The following is a 19,657-nucleotide window of genomic DNA, read 5'->3' as shown; positions in this document are numbered from 1 at the left end:
TAATATGAACTATGATGAGGAGGGGGAGAAACCTTGAGAGCGCTAAAATCGTTGTTTTTAAAGCAGGAAGATGTCCATTCCGTGATCGCGGGAGTGGAAGAGGGATTAAGGGAGCAGCTGATTGCTGGGTTATCGGGTTCGTCTAGAACCGTTTTAACGGCTTCAATCTACGAACAAATGCAAAGGCCGATCATGCTCGTCACCCATAATCTATTACAAGCACAAAAACTCTATGATGATATTGTCAATCTATTAAGTGAGAAGGAAGTTTTCCTTTTTCCCGCTAATGAGTTAATTGCTGCCGAGATGAGCATTGCCAGTCCGGAATTAAAAGCACAAAGAATTGAAGCCTTAAACTACTGGAGTAAGCATAATAAGGGGATTTTAATTGTCCCAATTGCAGGGTTAAAGAAAATTGTTCCTCCAAAGAATGTATGGAAGGAATACCAGCTCTCGTTAAAATTAGGGGAAGATATCAATATCGAAAAAACCTTAAATACCTTTGTCAAAATGGGTTATATTCGAGCAGAAATGGTGACAACTCCAGGGGAATTTAGCGTAAGAGGCGGGATTATTGATATTTATCCGCTCACGGAAGCAAATCCGCTTCGAATAGAATTATTCGACACGGACATTGATTCCATTCGATATTTCTCTCTTGATGATCAACGCTCGAAAGAGAAGGTTTCTGAAATTCTGATTGGACCTGCAACTGAGGTATTGTTAGAAGCAGAGAATTATAGCCGCATAATTGATCGACTTGAAGCCGGATTGGGCAAAAGCCTTCGGAAGCTAAAAGATGATAAAGCAAAAATGCAGTTATCACAAAATATCAGTTTCGAACTGGAGCAATTAAAAAACGGTCAAAAACCTGATCAAGTCTTTAAATACCTATCACTAGCCTACGATGGGGCTACTAGTTTACTAGACTATCTGCCAAGCAACGGCCTTGTATTTATTGATGAAGTCAGCCGAGTTCAAGAAATGAATGATTCCTTAATAAAAGAAGAAGCAGAATGGTATACAAGTTTACTCGGCACAGGCCAAATTATCCATGATTTACATATATCACATGACTTAGCTGTTCTTTTGCAAAAGAAGGAAAGGCCGATTGTGTATATGTCCTTATTTTTACGGCATGTAGCGAATACAAGTCCACAAAACATCATTAATATCTCCTGTAAGCAAATGCAAAACTTTCATGGGCAAATGCATTTATTAAAAGCGGAGATCGACAGGTGGAAGAAAAGCAATTATTCCATTTTATTCTTAGGACCGGATGAAGAGCGGGTAAAAAAGTTAGAGCGTGTGCTTGAGGACTATGAGGTTCATGCCAGCATCACGACAGGAGATCAGCAGCTGTTACCTGGCCGGGTTCAAATCATGCAGGGAAACCTGCAAGCAGGCTTTGAGCTGTCAATTCAGAAAATCGCCGTAATCACTGAAGAAGAACTATTTAATAAACGGGTCAAAAAATCTACTAATCGTCAAAAACTATCAAACGCTGAAAGAATTAAGAGCTACTCCGAGCTGAAGATAGGTGATTATGTTGTCCATGTTAATCATGGGATTGGTAAATATTTAGGCATTGAAACGCTTGTCATTAACGGAATTCATAAGGATTATCTCCATATCCGCTATCAGGGCACAGATAAGCTTTATGTTCCGGTTGAACAAATTGATCTTGTAATGAAGTATGTCGGTTCAGAAGGAAAAGAGCCGAAGATTTATAAACTAGGCGGAACAGATTGGAAAAAGGTAAAGAAAAAGGTTCAGTCCTCTGTTGAAGATATTGCCGACGATTTAATCAAATTATATGCAGAGCGGGAAGCAGCCGTCGGTTATGCCTATTCGCCTGATGGCGATATGCAAAGGGAATTTGAAACATCCTTCGCTTACCAAGAAACAGACGACCAGCTCCGCTCGATTCATGAGATTAAGAAGGACATGGAAAGACCGCGTCCGATGGACCGTCTCCTCTGCGGCGATGTGGGATATGGAAAAACAGAAGTTGCAATTCGGGCGGCCTTTAAGGCAATCGCAGACGGAAAGCAAGTGGCCTTTCTTGTGCCAACAACGATTTTGGCGCAGCAGCATCATGAAACAATGCGGGAAAGATTTCAGGATTATCCGATTAATATCGGTCTGTTAAACCGCTTCCGCTCGAAAAAACAACAAACGGAGACGCTTAAAGGGTTAAAGGCGGGGACAATTGATATTGTCGTAGGGACGCATCGCCTGCTCTCCAAGGATATTGTTTATCGTGATTTAGGGTTGTTGATTATTGATGAAGAGCAACGGTTTGGGGTTACCCATAAGGAAAAAATTAAGAAGCTAAAAACAAATGTCGATGTGTTAACATTAACGGCAACGCCGATTCCTAGAACCCTGCATATGTCGATGCTCGGAGTCCGTGATTTATCTGTAATCGAAACTCCGCCGGAAAATCGTTTTCCTGTCCAAACTTATGTGATGGAATATAATGGTTCTTTAGTAAGAGAATCAATTGAGAGGGAACTAGCCCGCGACGGACAAGTCTACTTTTTATATAACAGAGTAGAAGATATTGAACGGAAAGCAGAGGAAATCTCGATGCTTGTCCCTGATGCACGTGTGGTTTGTGCCCATGGTCAAATGACAGAAAATGAATTAGAAACGGTGATGATCGGCTTTTTAGCAGGTGAATTTGATGTCCTTGTGAGTACGACGATTATTGAAACAGGTGTGGATATACCAAATGTGAATACCCTCATTGTCTTTGATGCGGATCGCATGGGTCTTTCACAGCTTTATCAGCTCCGCGGACGGGTCGGTCGTTCTAATCGTGTTGCCTACGCCTACTTCACTTATCGAAAAGATAAAGTATTAACGGAGGTAGCAGAAAAGCGTCTCCAAGCGATTAAGGAATTTACTGAGCTAGGTTCCGGTTTTAAAATTGCCATGCGGGATTTATCGATTCGTGGTGCGGGTAATTTATTGGGAGCCCAACAGCATGGTTTTATTGACTCAGTTGGTTTTGATCTTTATTCGCAAATGCTAAAAGAAGCGATTGAAGAGCGAAAAGTGACCATTGGGGTGACGGGAGCTGCTGAAAAAAAATCGGTTGAAATTGACCTTGAAATTGATGCCTATATTCCGGATACATATATTAAGGATGGGCATCAAAAAATAGAGATGTATAAGCGATTTAGAGGCGCGGAGTCGCTTGCGGATATTGAAGAGCTTGAAGAGGAAATGCAGGACCGGTTTGGTGAATATCCGGAGGAGGTTGCCTGCCTTTTCCAAATCGCAGAAATGAAGGTTTATGCCCTTTTAAATGGGGTAGAGCAAATTAAGCAGGCCAAACAGGAGGTAACCATCCTCGTGTCTGAACCGGTTACCAATACGATTGACGGAAGTAAGATTTTCCATATTGGCAGTCAGTTTGGACGAAATATTTCTCCTGGGATGGAAGGACCAAGGCTGAAAATTGTTATTAAGGTCAAGGACTATAAAACCTCAGAATGGCTGAATATTGCCTTTGAAATGGTTAAGGGACTGTCCCAGGCAAAAAAGGGTCATGAAAACCCTGTGAATTAATCCAATTTGGAATAATTGTAATATATTTGAAAAATTATTACGATTATGTATAGAACTTTCCAGATGAAAGATACTAAGTTCAAAGTTGGTGATGATTACATATAAAAGGTAATATTGTCACTCACCAAGTTGAATAATCATCAGATGAAAGTGAGGCAACATTGGATGAAAGCAACTGGAATAGTTCGTCGAATCGATGATTTGGGTCGTGTTGTCATTCCCAAAGAAATACGCAGAACTTTGCGTATCCGCGAAGGGGATCCGTTAGAGATTTTTGTTGATCGAGACGGAGAAGTCATCTTGAAAAAATATTCACCTATTAGTGAATTAGGTGATTTTGCCAAAGAATATGCTGAAGCACTTTTCGATAGCCTCGGAAACCCTGTGTTAATTTGTGATAGAGATACCGTTATTGCAATGGCAGGGGGTTCTAAGAAAGAATACTTAAATAAAAACATTAGTGATATCGTTGAAAAGACCATGGAAGAACGGAATTCGGTGCTGTCCACTCAAAAGGGCGATATCGCCTTAGTGGATGGAAATGAAGAGGCAGTAACTTCATATACTATCGGCCCTATTATTGCAAATGGTGATCCAATCGGGGCAGTGATTATTTTCTCTAAAGAAGGAACTCTTGGCGAAGTGGAACATAAGGCAGTTGAAACAGCAGCTAGTTTCTTAGCTCGCCAGATGGAGTCTTAACAGAACTACAGAACTAATTCTATTTTGCAAAGTATAAAAAGACAGCCATTGCTGTCTTTTTTATTTAGTTTAAAAGCGGTTTCCCTATGCTATAATTACCTTCGAGTTTGTATTTTTTGATAGGGTGAGTGAATGAAGAAGTCTGTGAATCCATCAAAGGCTCTGTTTAGAGGAGCCTTTATCTTAATGCTTGCGGCTCTTATGACGAAAATATTAAGTGCCTTTTACCGTATTCCTTTTCAAAACATTGTCGGCGATATTGGCTTTTACATATACCAACAAATCTACCCGTTTTATGGGATTGCCATTGTTCTTTCGACGACTGGCTTTCCTGTTGTCATTTCTAAGCTCTATGCGGAGCAAAAACAAATAGGGGATGATGATAGATCTCGCTTGCTTCTATTTGTATCCTTTCTTTATTTGCAGTTCTTTGGGTTTATTTGTTTCAGTATCCTTTACTTTGGTGCAAACCGTATTGCCTTGTGGATGAATGACCCCCACCTCTCCATCCTGCTAAGGGTTGTCTCGATTGTGTTTTTGCTATTTCCGATTATGTCTGTCCTTAGAGGGTATTACCAGGGGATAGGGCATATGGTCCCAACAGCATTATCGCAGGTGGGGGAACAAACAACACGAGTAATGACGATCCTCTTTTTGGCCTATCTTTTTATGGAAAAAGGATATTCTCTTTATCTTGTCGGCGGAGGGGCTATGTTTGGCTCAATTACCGGCAGTATGATTTCAGGTATTATTCTGTTTATGTTTATATGGATTCGTAAAGAATGGAAGGTAATAGCGCCAAGGAGCGGGATGTTTCAACGATATGCCGGTGATACCAAAAAGATTCTAAAGGCACTTGTCTATCAGGGTCTGACGATTTGTATAAGCGGGATGTTTATGATTTTTATTCAATTAGCTGATGCATTGAATCTCTACTCCCTGCTCGTTGAAAGTGGGATTGAAAAGGACCTGGCCAAAAGCCTCAAGGGGATATTTGACCGTGGTCAGCCGTTAATCCAGTTAGGAACCATCGCTGCCACCTCCATGTCGTTAACCCTTGTTCCCTTAATCACAAGAGAGCGGCTGTCTGCAAAACCTGAATTTTTACACCACAAAATTCAAGTTGCGCTTAAAGTGAGTATGATCTTCGGTCTAGGCGCATCATCTGGTCTATGGGCAATTATTAGACAAACAAATACGATGCTTTTTGAAAATGAGGCTGGTTCGGCAGTGTTAGGGGTACTAAGTTTTGTGATTCTGTTTACATCACTTGCATCAACAATTATTGCCATTATGCAAGGCTTGAGTGTACTGTTATTTCCCGCAATTGCCGCTTTAATCATATTTCCGTTAAAATATATCCTAAATGGTCTATTCGTTCCTTTATATGGAACAATGGGGGCTGCCATAGCATCGCTTATTTCGCTGGGATTGGTCACAGCACTTCTCTGGTTTCGATTTAAAAAGACAGTAGGCATCTCGCTATTTTCGGTTCATTTTTGGAAAACTGTTATCAGCGCCACTGCAGCAATGGTCCTTTTTTTAAAGGTTTATTTATTTATGTTCGGCACGGATGGTTATGGTCGGACCGAAGCTGCCTTCCAATCGTTAAGCGGAGTTATTATAGGTGGTTTCGTCTTTTTATTAATTATTATTAGAGGTAAAATTTTTCGTGAGGAAGAATTGGCACTTTTTCCATTTGGCAGTAAATTAATTAAATTAATCGCCCGAAAGGATAGGAAATAAAGATGGTAAGAAGAATTGAAATTCTAGGCTTAGGTGCAGGAGATTTGGAACAGCTGCCTGTTGGTGTTTATAGAAAATTACTTAATGCAAGTTCGGTATTTCTACGGACGAAAGAGCATCCCGTTATCGCTGACTTGGAGAAAGAAGGATTGAGTTATACTTCATTTGATTCCGTCTATGAAAAGCATGATCAATTTGAGGAAGTATATGAAGAAATTGTCCAGACGTTATTGCAAAAGGCAGAAAGTGACTCAATTGTCTATGCGGTCCCAGGACATCCACTCGTTGCAGAACGGGCCGTGCAGCTTCTGTTAGCTTATGGTCCAGCAAGGAATATAGAAATAATCATTGGCGGTGGACAAAGTTTTATTGATGCTCTATTTACGGCCTTAAAAATAGACCCGATCGAAGGGTTTCAGTTACTTGATGGGACATCCCTCAACAAAGCACAACTGCAAATTGACCAGCATATGATTGTCAGCCAAGTTTATGATCAATTTATTGCTTCTAACGTTAAACTAACGTTAATGGAAAAGTTACCGGATGATTATCCAGTGTATATCGTCACGGCTGCAGGAAGTAGTCAGGAAATCATTGAAGAAGTACCTTTATATGAACTGGATCGAAATGTATCGATTAACAATCTGACCTCCGTATATATTCCTCCCGTTAAAGAGGAACAAATTCTCCTGAAGAATTTTTCAAAACTAAGAGAGATTATTGCCGAACTCAGGAGTCCGACTGGTTGCCCTTGGGATAGGGAGCAAACGCATGAAACCTTAAAAAAATATTTAATAGAAGAAACGTACGAAGTGATTGATGCGATTAACAGGGAAGATATTGATCATTTAGTCGAAGAACTGGGGGATGTCCTGCTCCAGGTCATGCTGCACGCCCAGATTGGTGAGGATGATGGCTATTTTTCGATTGATGACATCATTGAGGGATTATCAGCGAAAATGATTCGCCGTCATCCACATGTATTTGGAAATGCCGAGGCTGATAATGCTGAGGAAGCATTAATAAACTGGCAGGAAATTAAAAAGCAGGAGAAAGGTGAGGTGAATGTGCCTGCTTCTTTACTTGAAGGTGTATCAATGGCTTTACCGAATTTGTTAAGAGCATTCGAACTCCAAAAGAAAGCAGCAAAGGTTGGCTTTGATTGGCAGGAAATCACCCCGGCTTTAGAGAAAGTGAAAGAAGAGCTTGAAGAATTTATGAATGAATTAGATGGAACAGTCGAGGGCATGGCCCGGGCAAAGGGTGAATTTGGCGATTTACTCTTTGCTTTTGTAAATGTAGCGAGATTCTTAAAGATTCACCCGGAAGAAGCCTTGTTTGAAACAAACGAAAAGTTTACCCGCCGGTTTCAGTTTGTTGAGGAAAAGGTAATGGGCAGCGGCAGGACGTTTGAGGAGCATACACTGGAGCAACTAGACCAGTATTGGGACGAAGCAAAACTTAAGGGACTATAAGAATAAGGGGAGATCAGGTATGCGTCTAGATAAATTTTTAAAAGTATCGCGCTTAATCAAAAGAAGGACGTTGGCAAAAGAAGTATCCGACCAAGGAAGAATCGAAATTAATGGGAAAGAGGCAAAGGCGAGCTCAACGGTGAAAGTTGGCGATGAATTAACGATTCGCCTTGGGCAAAGAAAAGTTACAGCTCGGATAGACCGAATCCAGGATACCACCCGTAAAGAGGAAGCGGCAGAGATGTATACGATTATTAATGAAGAAAGAATTGGCTCATCAGAATTCCCATTCTAGTAACCGGGTTCTAATTTTCAAATCCCTCACATAAATATGTATCAAAAAGGTTGTACAAATGATTGTGGGGGATGTTAATGAACCAGTATTATGATAATAATCCAACAAAAAGCAGCGTTCCAGACCATGATGTCATCATGAGAGGCAGAAAGCTTCTTGAGATTACCGGTGTCAAACAAGTGGAAAGTTTTGATAATGAAGAATTTTTATTAGAAACATCGATGGGATTTTTAGCAATCAAAGGACAAAATCTGCAAATGAAAAACCTCGATGTGGAAAAGGGGATTGTTTCAATTAAGGGGAAAATTTTTGATTTAGTCTACCTTGATGAACAGCATGGGGAGAAAGCTAAAGGGTTCTTTAGTAAGTTATTCCGATGACCCTCTCGACTCAATTTATAACATTGCTTTCGATGATTGGGATGGGGTCGTTATTCGGTGCGATGTTCGACACCTATCAGCGATTTTTAAATCGGCCGAAAAGAAAGCAATGGATTGTCTTCTTCAATGATTTATTATTTTGGATCATCCAAGCAGTGGTTATTTTTTACACGTTATTTTTAGTGAATAATGGGGAACTAAGATTTTATATCTTTCTCGCACTTCTTTGTGGATTTGCCGCCTATCAGAGTTTATTTAAAGGGACTTACCTTCGCTTGCTTGAGCTGACAATAAAAACAATCCTTGCTGTCAGCCGTTTTATTAAAAAAGTATTTCAACTCTTGATTTATAAACCAATCGTGGGTCTTATTCAACTGGTTATTGTCATTATCATTGCGATTGGCAGGGGCCTTTTATCCCTTGTCAAATTTATTGGCAAGGTTTTACTATTAATTCTAAAAATAATATTTGTACCGTTACAAAAGATTGTGTTGATTTTTTGGAAACTTTTGCCGAAAGGTCTTAAAAATTCCGTCGAGAAGTTATATAATAAAACGGCAGGAAATTTTCACAAAATCAGGAATTATATAAGTAAGTTGTTTAATAGATGGAAAAAACCAAAAGAGTAAGGCGGTGAGGGGAATGGGAGCAGAACCAAAGAAAAGTGTTTCTAAGATACAGACGACGTATGTTAAACAGCAGGAGTATGCAGAAATTGCCTCAGCTAGGAAAAAGAAGCTATTAGTAAGGCGATTGGCGATGTTTTTGGCACTGGCCAGTATTATCTCCTATTTAATGATCTCCAGTACCATTTCCCAATCTGCTAAGCTCAGTGCTAAAATGACCCAAAAGAAGGAACTTACTCACCAGCTAACGGAGTTAAAGAATGAGCAAGGAATTCTGAATGAAAATATTATTAAATTAAATGACGATGATTATATTGCGAAGTTAGCTAGGAAAGAATATTTCTTCTCAGAAAAAAATGAAATTATTTTTAATATTCCTGATGAAAAAACGGGGAAATGAACCAATTTGTAGCCATATTGACACTGTTTTTTTTCTTTTTGTATAATATAGAGTAAGATTGATTTTCTATACTTTTAAGGAGGAACATTCTTTTTATGTCAATTGAAGTAGGCAGCAAGTTACAGGGGAAAGTAACAGGAATTACTAAGTTTGGTGCGTTTGTGGAGCTGCCGGAAGGCTCAACAGGACTCGTACACATCAGTGAGGTTGCTGACAATTACGTCAAAGATATTAATGACCATTTAAAGGTTGGCGATCAAGTAGAGGTAAAAGTCCTCAATGTTGAGAAAGATGGGAAAATCGGGCTGTCGATTAAAAAGGCGAAGGATCGACCGGAGTCGCAGCAACGATCTTATTCAAACTCAAACTCACAACGTCCACGCCAGGGTAGAAACAACGATCGCAATAATTTTAAGCCAGAAAATTTTGAAACCAAAATGGCAAAATTTTTAAAAGATAGCGAGGATCGTTTATCTTCCTTAAAACGGAGCACAGAGTCCAAGCGCGGAGGAAGAGGAGCTAAACGGGGGTAACTTGCTACTAACTTATAAGGATGCTTCACTCAATATCATAAATAGAAGACAGGCCTAAATGGCCTGTCTTTTTTGCTGTTCAACTTAAAAGGGTGTCAGGCACCATGTGGAAAAATTCACATGGTGCCTGACACCCTACGACACTAATTAATATTAATTGAATGATTATAGTGAAAACGGTCGAACGATTTTTTTAGCCCGTTCACTAATTTGACAAACTTTTCTGACTATTAATTTTATAATAGTCTGAACGATGAAAGAATAGGGAGTGTGATTTATGGAAAAGACAAATGCTAGTTTCATAGAACCAGTCAGAGAAGTTAATCTGCATTCATCCAAATGGGCTTTGCAGAATGGATTGAAAAAAATCCAACTAATGCTAGAGTCCTTTTTCATAAAAAAGGGATATCTGCTATTATTGGTTGGCTTTTTACTTGGTCGGGCCTTGATTTTGGCAAAACTAACTCCTTTTTGCCTTCCCTTTTTTGCCTCCGTTTATTTAATTAAGCGAGATCGGGCACCGCTTGCCCTGATCGGACTAATTATTGGAGCAGTCACTATTTCACTCACAAACGCGGCCTTTACCTTTATAATTACCATTTTATTTATGATAGTCTTCAGAATATGTAAGAAATGGGTCACCAATGATATGAAATGGACACCTTTAATTGTCGCTATTGTCCTTGGGCTCGGGAAATTGGCGGAAGCCTTTATTCTTTCAAGACAATTGACACTCTATGATTTAATGATGGTCGGGGTCCAAACCAGTCTTGCGTTTATTTTGACGCTTATCTTTCTCCAAAGTATTCCATTGTTAACCTTTAACAAACGGAGACAATTGTTAAAAACAGAAGAAATTGTTTGCCTAATTATCATGCTTGCTTCAATTATGACAGGAACAATTGGCTGGAAGGTTTATGACCTGTCGATTGAGCATATCATGTCGAGATACTTAGTATTGGTATTTTCGTTTATCGCCGGAGCAACAGTTGGCTCCACTGTGGGGGTTGTCACGGGGTTGATTTTTAGTTTGGCGAGTGTCTCTAGTTTTTATCATATGAGTCTACTTGCTTTTTCTGGTGTCCTGGGAGGATTGATGAAGGAAGGGAAAAAAATAGGTGTTTCCATCGGTTTATTTATCGCTACACTCCTAATTGGTATGTATGGAGAAGGCGGTGGCTCCATCCAGCTTACGGTATTGGAGACAGCGGCAGCCATCTTTCTATTCCTCTTAACACCTCAGGTATTAACTTCTCGATTAGCAAAGTATATCCCTGGTACACCGGAATACACAGCTGAGCAGCAAAAATATATGCGTAAAATGCGTGATGTTACGGCACAGCGGGTGTCACAGTTCTCTAGCGTCTTCCATGCTCTGTCCAAAAGCTTTTCACAAATGGAAATTCAACCGAAGGAAGATGAAAGTGATCGGGAAATGGATTACTTTATGAGTAACGTTACCGAAAAAACCTGCCAAACCTGCTTTAAGAAGGATCAATGCTGGGCAAACAATTTTAATACAACCTATTCTTATATGGAAGAAATTATTCATGAAATGGATCAAAATGATGGAAATGTTTCTTCTAAGCTATCCCGTGAATGGGAAAAGATATGCACCCGTTCAAAACGAGTGTATGAATCGATTGGACAAGAATTAACGTTTTTTCAAGCCAATCAAAAGTTAAAAAAGCAGGTTCAGGAAAGCCGCAGGCTGGTTGCTGAACAATTGTTAGGTGTGTCCGAAGTAATGGATAATTTCGCAAAGGAAATTCAACGGGAACGAGAAAACCACCACAAGCAGGAAGAACAAATTATGGAGGCAATGCAATCGTTCGGAATCCATATTGAACAAGTGGAAATCTATAGCCTTGAGCAAGGAAATGTCGATATTGAGATGTCATTACCATTTTGCGATGGCCATGGTGAATGTGACAAATTAATTGCTCCGATGCTATCTGATATTCTGGGGGAAACGATTGTTGTAAATAAGGAAGAATGTGCAACTTATTCGAATGACTTTTGTCATGTGACATTCCGGTCCTCCAAGAAGTATACGGTAGAGACAGGCATTGCCCATGCTGCTAAGGACGGCGGGCTGGTGTCAGGAGACAGTTATTCGACGATTGAACTCGGATTAGGGAAGTATGCCATTGCCATTAGTGATGGAATGGGAAATGGAGAAAGAGCTCATTACGAGAGTAAAGAAACACTGCTTCTTTTACAAAAAATTCTCCAATCAGGAATTGAAGAAAAAGTGGCGATTAAATCAGTTAACTCCATTCTCTCACTCCGGACGACGGATGAAATATTTTCTACCTTAGATTTAGCGATGATTGACCTGCAAAATGCATCAACCAAATTTCTTAAAATTGGTTCAACACCGAGCTTTATTAAAAGAGGGAATAAGATTATTAAAATCCAGGCAAGTAATCTGCCAATAGGTATGATCCAGGAATTTGAAGTGGATGTGGTCAGTGAACAGCTAAAAGCTGGGGATCTCTTGATTATGATGAGCGATGGGGTATTTGAGGGTCCGTTGCATGTTGAGAATTATGATTTATGGATGAAGAGAAAATTACAAGGACTAGAAACAGATAATCCGCAGGAGGTAGCTGATTTAATTTTAGAAGAAGTGATCCGGTCGAGATCGGAAATCATTCATGATGACATGACCGTGACCGTAGCGAAAATTAAACATAATACCCCAAAGTGGGCATCCATTCCTGTTCAAAAATTAAAGCGTCAGGCCTAAACAAGTTATTTTATGCCATCCCCCTTTAAAATATGTATAAATCATTTACATCCCGTCGAAAATGGTACCAATACATGTTGTGGAGGGAGAAGGTTATGTATACAGGGAAAATACGTCAAATTTTACTGATTACGGATGGATGTTCCAATCAAGGGGACGATCCAATTGCTATGGCTGCACTTGCAAAAGAACAAGGAATCACCGTTAATGTAATCGGTGTGATGGAACAGGATACGATTGACGAAAAAGGAATGGCTGAAATTGACAGGATTGCGATGTCAGGCGGTGGCGTCAGTCAGATTGTCTATGCGCAGCAACTCTCGCAAACCGTGCAAATGGTCACTCGTAAAGCGATGAACCAAACCATTCAGGGAGTGGTCAACCGTGAATTGCAGCAAATATTAGGACGATCACAAACCATGGAAGACCTCCCGCCCGAGAAACGCGGGGAAGTGATGGAGGTTGTCGATGAATTAGGAGAAACTGTCGAATTAGAGGTGTTGATTCTTGTCGATACAAGTGCAAGTATGAAACACAAACTTCCGACCGTGAAGGAAGCATTGCTTGACCTTTCTCTAAGCTTGAACGCTCGAACAGGTGATAATCAATTTTCGGTCTATGTATTTCCCGGGAAAAAGAAAGATGTCGAAAAATTGCTGGATTGGACACCTAAATTGCAAACATTGACCAGTGTATTCTCTCAGCTGTCAACTGGAGGAATTACGCCGACAGGACCAGCGTTGCGGACAGCGTTATCCTCATTTGAAGAAAAACAATCCTTAAGGAGCTTGCTTTCACGTGATGATGAATCATACTTTGAAGAGTCAATGTAAGGTAAGCCCGGGGACAGTCATTACAGGAAAGTGGCATTCAAAGGAGTATACAATTATAAAGGAACTTGGATTTGGAGCAAACGGAGTGGTTTACCTTGCCAAGCATAAGAACACACAAGTCGCTTTAAAAATGAGTGACAATGGTATGTCGATCACTTCTGAGGTAAATGTTTTAAAATCCTTAGCAAAGGTCCAGGGACCCCCAACCCTCGGGCCTTCTTTGCTTGACGTCGACGATTGGCAGAGTAATCGCGGACGCATTTCTTTTTATGTGATGGAATATATTCAGGGTCCTGACTTTCTCTCCTTTTTACAACAAAAGGGAAAATCATGGACTAGTGTTTTATTCTTGCAGCTTTTAAATGATTTAGACAAGCTTCATGAAAATGGGTGGGTATTTGGTGACTTAAAGCCAGAAAACCTAATAGTCACGGGACCCCCGCCAAAAATAAGATGTATTGACGTCGGCGGCACGACAATTCAAGGAAGAGCGATTAAGGAATTCACTGAGTTCTATGACCGTGGGTATTGGGGATTAGGCTCTAGGAAGGCTGAGCGGACCTATGACCTGTTTGCGGTGGCGATGATTATGATAAATACCGCCTATCCTAAAAGGCTGACGAAAACGAGTGGAGGAATCTCTCAATTAAGAGAGGCTATCCGGCAAAAACCAGAGCTAATCGTGTGGGAAAAGGTCATCCTAAAAGCTCTTCAAGGCCAATATGGAAGCGCGAAACAAATGAGAGCTGAATTATTAGATCTAATGGTCGATAAAAAAACAGCAGACCCGCTCATAAAGCCTAATAGTGCAAGCCAGCCTGCTCAGAAACAGCCGCCCCGAAAGGGCTCAAACGCCAACCAACCTGTAACGCGGCAGCACTATCGGAAAAAGAAGAAAAAGAGCGGCTGGATGGAATTTTGGTTAATAGCCCTTGTGTTAGGCCTTTTATATGCCTGGTACACCTTTAATAAAATTTTATAAGAAAAGCGTAAACGCCCTGTTCAGCGGCGTATGGCCTGGAACGCTCCAACTGAGATAAAGGAAACACGAAGAGCCGAAGGTGATTCGATGTTGACTTATCGTAGGGCGGAGTGCGAAGGACACTAGCCGCTAGGGCGCTGGAGCTGGACAATTTTCAAAGTTGAAATATACTTATTCTTTTCTTTAAATGTGAAACTATTTCTTAGGTCATCCGTATAAGAAGAAAGGTAATTTTATAAGTAGTTATTTAAGCGGAGAATTAGGAAAATTTTCTAAGCCATTTGTAATGCCTATGCTTTGATAGTTTATTCTTAATAGTGGTAGACTAATGTTATTCTTAACGATGTAAAGTTCTACACTTTGTTTTAAGGAAGATGCAATCATATGTTGGAAACTAAGGTCAAGGCCTTTCTTACTCACCAGGCATTCAGTTTAGCATCTAAAAGGATGGTCATTGGTGTTTCGGGAGGACCGGATTCGCTGGCACTGCTTCATTTTTTGCTTGCGGAAAGAGAGAAACAAAATTTGCACTTCGTTGTTGCCCATGTAGACCATATGTTTCGTGGTCAAGAGTCCTATGAGGATGCAATGTTCGTTAAAGATTTTTGTGAACAGAATAGCATTCCGTTCGAAATGACTCGGGTGAATGTGCCGGAAATTATCAGAAGTACGGGGAAAAGTTCACAAATCGCCGCAAGAGATATAAGGTATGAGTTTTTTTCAAAGATTATGGAAAAGTATCAATATCCATGGTTAGCACTTGCACATCATGGTGATGATCAAATGGAAACGATGCTAATGAGATTAACGAGGGGCAGTTCAGGCCTGGCTCGTGCAGGTATACCATTTTCACGGCCATTTGAAAGCGGAATGATCATTCGTCCGTTTTTGGGACTGGAAAGGGCTGATATCCAGGAATATTGCCAAAAGCATAGCCTTAGCCCGCGAATGGACCCAAGTAATGAGAAAGGGATCTATAGCAGGAATCGATTTCGCAAAGAAGTTGTCCCTTTTTTAAAAAAGGAAAATCCACATGTCCATGAACAATTTCAACGATTTAGTGAGGAAATCACAAGTGATGAAAATTTCCTTCTAGAATTAACAGGACAACGGCTGATTAAGGTAATCACTAAAAGAGAAGAAGACAAAATTACCATTGACATTATTAGCTTTCTTGAAATGCCTTTACCTTTACAAAGAAGAGGGATTCATCTAATATTAAACTATCTTTACAAAGAAAAACCAGCATCTTTATCTGCCGTACATATCGATCAAGTATTTTCCATAGTTCATCATTCTCAACCATCAGGTCAACTTGATTTTCCTAATGGATTACACGTTTTTCGTTCCTATCATTCCCTTTCATTCCAATTTCAACCGAATGAAGGTGAATCCTATCATTTTGAAATGACAGGGCCTGGAATGATTGTATTGCCGAATGGAGGGGAAATTAGAGCTGAGTATATTGAAGGGGAAATTCCAACAACAGATTCAAATACGGCATTGTTTAAAGTAAGCAGCGTGAAGTGGCCCATTATTATTCGTTCTAGAAAAATAGGCGATCGGATGTCAATAAAGGGAATGCAAGGGTCAAAGAAGTTAAAATCAATATTCATTGACCAGAAAGTACCAGTTCAGGAACGAAATATGTGGCCTGTACTAACCGACAAAGAAGGTTGTATTATCTGGCTTCCAGGTTTAAAAAAATCTTCCTTTGAAGGCATAGATTTTGCAGCTGAAAAATATATACTACTCACATATCAAAAGTAGGATCTTCTAGGGGGCGCAATTAGAATGAAACAGGATATTGAAAAAGTATTAGTTACAGAAGAAGAGATTCAAACGAAAATCCGGGAGCTGTCAGCACAGTTAACGGAAGAGTATCAGGATAAATTTCCGCTTGCTATTGGTGTTCTAAAAGGTGCGATGCCATTTATGGGGGATTTATTAAAGCGTATGGATTGCTATCTTGAAATGGATTTCATGGATGTTTCAAGCTATGGAACTGGACTTGTTTCTTCTGGTGAAGTAAAAATTCTCAAAGACTTAGATACATCTGTCGAAGGAAGAGACATTCTCATAATTGAAGATATTATCGATAGCGGTCTAACCCTTAGTTATTTGGTCGACCTATTTAAATATCGGAAGGCAAAATCAATCAAGATTGTGACATTGCTGGATAAACCGACAGGTAGAAAAAGTGCGATTAAGGCTGATTATGTTGGTTTTATTGTACCGGATGAGTTTGTTGTCGGTTATGGCTTGGATTATATTGAAAAATATCGTAACCTTCCATATATCGGTGTCTTAAAACCTGAAGTATACAGCAATAATCTCTAGATTTATTTATCAGCTCATTCCTTAAGCAACAATATATAACCTTACGAATGAGTGTAATTCCTTGAATTTGTAAGATTTTTTATGATACTATTTAGTATAGTTTGCCTATCGTGGGAGGAGGTAAGAGATGAATCGGATTTTCCGTAATACCATCTTTTATTTATTGATATTTTTAGTCATTATTGGCGTGGTAAGTTTCTTTAATGGAAGTAATGAGACGACCGATCATATTTCATATGATAGGTTTGTTAGCCAATTAGACAAAGGCGAAGTAAAGTCGTTCACAATGCAACCTGAACGAGGTGTTTATGAAGTTCGTGGTGTGCTTGAAACGAAAAGTAAACAATTCATAACTTATGTTCCAAATAGTGAAGAAATAATTAACAAAATTAATAAAGCTGATTCAAAAGTTGAAGTAATGCCTGCAAAGGAAACAAGCGGTTGGGTGACTTTCTTTACCTCAATTATTCCGTTTGTGATTATCTTTATTTTATTCTTCTTCTTATTAAACCAAGCTCAAGGCGGCGGCAGCCGTGTGATGAACTTTGGTAAATCTAAGGCGAAGCTTTATAACGATGATAAGAAAAAGGTTCGTTTTAGAGATGTAGCAGGTGCTGATGAAGAAAAGGCAGAATTAGTCGAAGTGGTTGAATTCTTAAAGGACCCTCGGAAATATGCCGAACTGGGTGCTCGTATTCCAAAAGGAGTGCTTTTGGTCGGTCCTCCGGGTACTGGTAAAACCTTGCTTGCTAGAGCAACTGCAGGTGAAGCGGGCGTTCCGTTTTTCTCGATAAGCGGTTCGGACTTCGTTGAAATGTTTGTCGGGGTCGGTGCTTCCCGTGTACGTGATTTATTTGAAAATGCTAAGAAAAACGCACCTTGTATTATTTTTATTGATGAAATTGATGCCGTTGGACGTCAACGTGGTGCTGGTTTAGGCGGCGGACACGATGAACGTGAGCAAACCTTGAACCAATTGCTTGTTGAGATGGATGGATTTGGCGCTAATGAAGGAATTATCATTATTGCTGCTACAAACCGTGCCGATATTCTGGATCCGGCCCTTTTACGTCCAGGTCGTTTTGACCGACAAATTACCGTTGACCGTCCCGATGTTATCGGACGTGAAGCTGTTCTTAAAGTTCATGCACGTAATAAGCCATTAGATGAGTCGGTAAACCTAAAGAATATTGCGATGCGTACACCTGGATTCTCTGGTGCAGACTTAGAAAACTTATTGAATGAGGCGGCGTTAGTGGCTGCTAGAAGCAGTAAGAAGAAAATCGATATGGAAGATATTGATGAAGCAACAGATCGTGTTATTGCCGGTCCGGCTAAGAAGAGCAGGGTTATTTCTGAAAAGGAACGTAATATTGTGGCCTTCCATGAAGGCGGACACACGGTTATCGGTTTAGTACTAGATGAAGCAGATATGGTCCACAAGGTTACAATCGTACCTCGTGGCCAGGCAGGTGGATATGCCGTTATGCTTCCTCGAGAAGACCGTTACTTTATGACGAAGCCTGAGTTGCTCGATAAAATTGTTGGATTACTCGGTGGACGTGTGGCGGAAGAGATTGTCTTTGGCGAAGTTAGTACAGGAGCCCATAACGATTTCCAACGTGCGACAGGAATTGCCCGTAAGATGGTAACTGAATATGGAATGAGTGATAAACTTGGACCACTTCAGTTTGGTCAAGGTTCAGGCGGTCAGGTATTCTTGGGTCGTGACATTCATAATGAACAGAATTATTCCGATGCGATTGCGTATGAGATTGATTTAGAAGTCCAAAGAATTATCAAGGAATGTTATGCAAGAGCTAAAGTGATACTCACTGAAAATCGTGATAAGCTGGATCTGATTGCTAAGACACTACTTGAAGTAGAAACGCTCGTTGCAGAACAGATTAAATATCTGGTTGACCATGGTCATATGCCAGCGCCAAACGTCGCTTTAGAAGCCGTTAAAATCGGTCCGAAAAAGGTAGACGACGTGAAGGTTAATATTAGCACGAAAAAGGATGAGGTTGAAGTTGAGCCGCTTAACCCTTCTGATGACGAAACTAAATTATAATAGCAAGATAAAGGGTGCTTCTCTGAAGCACTCTTTTTTAGGCTAGCTCAAGCGCGCTTGCGCTTTTCTTTTTTTATCAATATTCATATTTATGTTATTATGTTTTCAGTAGAGAAGAGAATAATCTGAAAAGTGAGTGATAGATGTGATTTTCGTATTTGATGTAGGGAATACCAATATTGTTCTGGGTGTTTATGATGGGGAGGAGCTTAAATATCATTGGCGTGTTGAAACGAATCGAAACCGTACGGAAGATGAGTTTGGAATGAACATCAAAGCATTGTTTGATCATGCAGGCCTCTCTTTTTCAGATATTGACGGGATTATTATTTCCTCGGTTGTTCCACCGATTATGTTTGCGCTCGAAAGAATGTGCCAAAAGTATTTTCATGTGAAGCCGTTTGTGGTGGGGCCAGGAATAAAAACGGGTCTAAATATTAAATATGAAAATCCGAGAGAAGTTGGGGCGGATCGTATTGTCAATGCCGTTGCGGCTATTCACGAATATGGAAGTCCGCTGATTATCGTCGATTTTGGAACAGCGACTACTTATTGTTATGTAAATGAGGAACGTCAATATATGGGTGGAGCAATTGCCCCGGGAGTCGGCATTTCGACAGAGGCCCTTTATTCAAGGGCATCCAAACTGCCAAGAATTGAAATTACCCGACCGGAAGCGGTCATCGGCAAAAATACAGTGGCAGCCATGCAGGCCGGAATTGTTTATGGATACGTTGGTCAAGTCGAGGGGATTGTCAAGCGGATGATGGAGCAAAGCGAGAAGAAGCCAACCGTAATTGCGACAGGCGGACTAGCTAACTTAATTGCCCAAGAATCAACAATTATTGATGTTGTCGACCCGTTTTTAACTTTAAAAGGTTTACAGCTTATCTATAAAAGAAACGTGGATATCCTAAGGAATAACAGCTAGAAGGGGGTT

Annotated in this window: 16 protein-coding genes; all 16 read left to right on the top strand. The window is 40.2% G+C overall.

Annotation, left to right across the window (positions count from 1 at the left end; genetic code table 11):
* Positions 1-33: 33 nt before the first annotated feature.
* The 16 genes from mfd to RCG22_RS15240 all read left to right on the top strand — a co-directional run bounded on the left by mfd (position 34) and on the right by RCG22_RS15240 (position 19,648).
* Positions 34-3,579, top strand: coding sequence for a transcription-repair coupling factor (gene mfd / locus RCG22_RS15315; protein ID WP_308103644.1), 3,546 nt, complete (start codon positions 34-36; stop codon positions 3,577-3,579).
* A 165-nt stretch (positions 3,580-3,744) separates the two neighbouring features.
* Positions 3,745-4,281 carry a stage V sporulation protein T gene (gene spoVT, locus RCG22_RS15310; protein WP_098262724.1) on the top strand — a complete coding sequence of 179 codons (537 nt, stop codon included), beginning with the start codon at positions 3,745-3,747 and terminating at the stop codon, positions 4,279-4,281.
* Between the two features lie 132 nt (positions 4,282-4,413).
* Positions 4,414-6,027, top strand: a complete 1,614-nt coding sequence (locus RCG22_RS15305; protein ID WP_308103643.1) for a putative polysaccharide biosynthesis protein — start codon at positions 4,414-4,416, stop codon at positions 6,025-6,027.
* A gap of 2 nt (positions 6,028-6,029) precedes the next feature.
* On the top strand, positions 6,030-7,502 hold the full coding sequence (gene yabN, locus RCG22_RS15300; RefSeq protein ID WP_308103642.1) for a bifunctional methyltransferase/pyrophosphohydrolase YabN: 1,473 nt from the start codon (positions 6,030-6,032) through the stop codon (positions 7,500-7,502).
* Between the two features lie 19 nt (positions 7,503-7,521).
* Positions 7,522-7,797 carry an RNA-binding S4 domain-containing protein gene (locus RCG22_RS15295; RefSeq protein ID WP_098262721.1) on the top strand — a complete coding sequence of 92 codons (276 nt, stop codon included), beginning with the start codon at positions 7,522-7,524 and terminating at the stop codon, positions 7,795-7,797.
* Between the two features lie 77 nt (positions 7,798-7,874).
* The gene (gene yabP / locus RCG22_RS15290) at positions 7,875-8,177 is read left to right on the top strand and encodes a sporulation protein YabP (protein WP_066249276.1); all 303 of its coding nucleotides are present in this window, start codon (positions 7,875-7,877) and stop codon (positions 8,175-8,177) included.
* Positions 8,174-8,806, top strand: coding sequence for a spore cortex biosynthesis protein YabQ (gene yabQ / locus RCG22_RS15285; RefSeq protein ID WP_308103641.1), 633 nt, complete (start codon positions 8,174-8,176; stop codon positions 8,804-8,806). Before yabP ends, yabQ begins: the two co-directional genes overlap by 4 nt.
* 13 nt (positions 8,807-8,819) lie before the next feature.
* A complete protein-coding gene (locus tag RCG22_RS15280) occupies positions 8,820-9,203 on the top strand; it encodes an FtsB family cell division protein (RefSeq protein WP_308103640.1) in 384 nt (127 codons plus the stop codon).
* Between the two features lie 95 nt (positions 9,204-9,298).
* Positions 9,299-9,736 carry a S1 domain-containing RNA-binding protein gene (locus tag RCG22_RS15275; RefSeq protein ID WP_066249284.1) on the top strand — a complete coding sequence of 146 codons (438 nt, stop codon included), beginning with the start codon at positions 9,299-9,301 and terminating at the stop codon, positions 9,734-9,736.
* A 277-nt stretch (positions 9,737-10,013) separates the two neighbouring features.
* Entirely contained in the window at positions 10,014-12,488 is a 2,475-nt protein-coding gene (gene spoIIE, locus RCG22_RS15270; protein WP_308103639.1) for a stage II sporulation protein E, read from the top strand.
* 95 nt (positions 12,489-12,583) lie between these two features.
* Complete coding sequence (locus RCG22_RS15265) at positions 12,584-13,321, top strand: vWA domain-containing protein (RefSeq protein WP_308103637.1); 738 nt, start codon at positions 12,584-12,586, stop codon at positions 13,319-13,321.
* Positions 13,290-14,303 carry a protein kinase domain-containing protein gene (locus tag RCG22_RS15260; protein WP_308103636.1) on the top strand — a complete coding sequence of 338 codons (1,014 nt, stop codon included), beginning with the start codon at positions 13,290-13,292 and terminating at the stop codon, positions 14,301-14,303. Before RCG22_RS15265 ends, RCG22_RS15260 begins: the two co-directional genes overlap by 32 nt.
* 384 nt (positions 14,304-14,687) lie before the next feature.
* The gene (tilS, locus tag RCG22_RS15255; protein ID WP_308103635.1) at positions 14,688-16,073 is read left to right on the top strand and encodes a tRNA lysidine(34) synthetase TilS; all 1,386 of its coding nucleotides are present in this window, start codon (positions 14,688-14,690) and stop codon (positions 16,071-16,073) included.
* 24 nt (positions 16,074-16,097) lie between these two features.
* The gene (hpt, locus tag RCG22_RS15250) at positions 16,098-16,643 is read left to right on the top strand and encodes a hypoxanthine phosphoribosyltransferase (RefSeq protein WP_098262713.1); all 546 of its coding nucleotides are present in this window, start codon (positions 16,098-16,100) and stop codon (positions 16,641-16,643) included.
* A 127-nt stretch (positions 16,644-16,770) separates the two neighbouring features.
* Complete coding sequence (gene ftsH / locus RCG22_RS15245) at positions 16,771-18,717, top strand: ATP-dependent zinc metalloprotease FtsH (protein ID WP_308103634.1); 1,947 nt, start codon at positions 16,771-16,773, stop codon at positions 18,715-18,717.
* A gap of 145 nt (positions 18,718-18,862) precedes the next feature.
* Positions 18,863-19,648, top strand: coding sequence for a type III pantothenate kinase (locus RCG22_RS15240; RefSeq protein ID WP_098262711.1), 786 nt, complete (start codon positions 18,863-18,865; stop codon positions 19,646-19,648).
* The last annotated feature ends 9 nt before the right edge of the window (positions 19,649-19,657 follow it).

Source organism: Neobacillus nitrireducens, assembly GCF_030915405.1.
Taxonomy (GTDB): domain Bacteria; phylum Bacillota; class Bacilli; order Bacillales; family Cytobacillaceae; genus Neobacillus.
The sequence above is the reverse complement of the archived record's forward strand: the minus strand, read 5'-3'. Positions and strand labels throughout refer to the sequence as shown.

Bases quoted from the DNA above. Each gene is read 5' to 3' on its own strand.
- RCG22_RS15265 (WP_308103637.1), top strand. From the start codon at position 12,584: ATGTATACAGGGAAAATACGTCAAATTTTACTGATTACGGATGGATGT.
- RCG22_RS15275 (WP_066249284.1), top strand. From the start codon at position 9,299: ATGTCAATTGAAGTAGGCAGCAAGTTACAGGGGAAAGTAACAGGAATT.
- RCG22_RS15260 (WP_308103636.1), top strand. From the start codon at position 13,290: ATGATGAATCATACTTTGAAGAGTCAATGTAAGGTAAGCCCGGGGACA.
- spoVT (WP_098262724.1), top strand. From the start codon at position 3,745: ATGAAAGCAACTGGAATAGTTCGTCGAATCGATGATTTGGGTCGTGTT.
- spoIIE (WP_308103639.1), top strand. From the start codon at position 10,014: ATGGAAAAGACAAATGCTAGTTTCATAGAACCAGTCAGAGAAGTTAAT.
- tilS (WP_308103635.1), top strand. From the start codon at position 14,688: ATGTTGGAAACTAAGGTCAAGGCCTTTCTTACTCACCAGGCATTCAGT.
- yabN (WP_308103642.1), top strand. From the start codon at position 6,030: ATGGTAAGAAGAATTGAAATTCTAGGCTTAGGTGCAGGAGATTTGGAA.
- RCG22_RS15305 (WP_308103643.1), top strand. From the start codon at position 4,414: ATGAAGAAGTCTGTGAATCCATCAAAGGCTCTGTTTAGAGGAGCCTTT.
- hpt (WP_098262713.1), top strand. From the start codon at position 16,098: ATGAAACAGGATATTGAAAAAGTATTAGTTACAGAAGAAGAGATTCAA.
- yabP (WP_066249276.1), top strand. From the start codon at position 7,875: ATGAACCAGTATTATGATAATAATCCAACAAAAAGCAGCGTTCCAGAC.
- yabQ (WP_308103641.1), top strand. From the start codon at position 8,174: ATGACCCTCTCGACTCAATTTATAACATTGCTTTCGATGATTGGGATG.
- RCG22_RS15280 (WP_308103640.1), top strand. From the start codon at position 8,820: ATGGGAGCAGAACCAAAGAAAAGTGTTTCTAAGATACAGACGACGTAT.
- ftsH (WP_308103634.1), top strand. From the start codon at position 16,771: ATGAATCGGATTTTCCGTAATACCATCTTTTATTTATTGATATTTTTA.
- RCG22_RS15295 (WP_098262721.1), top strand. From the start codon at position 7,522: ATGCGTCTAGATAAATTTTTAAAAGTATCGCGCTTAATCAAAAGAAGG.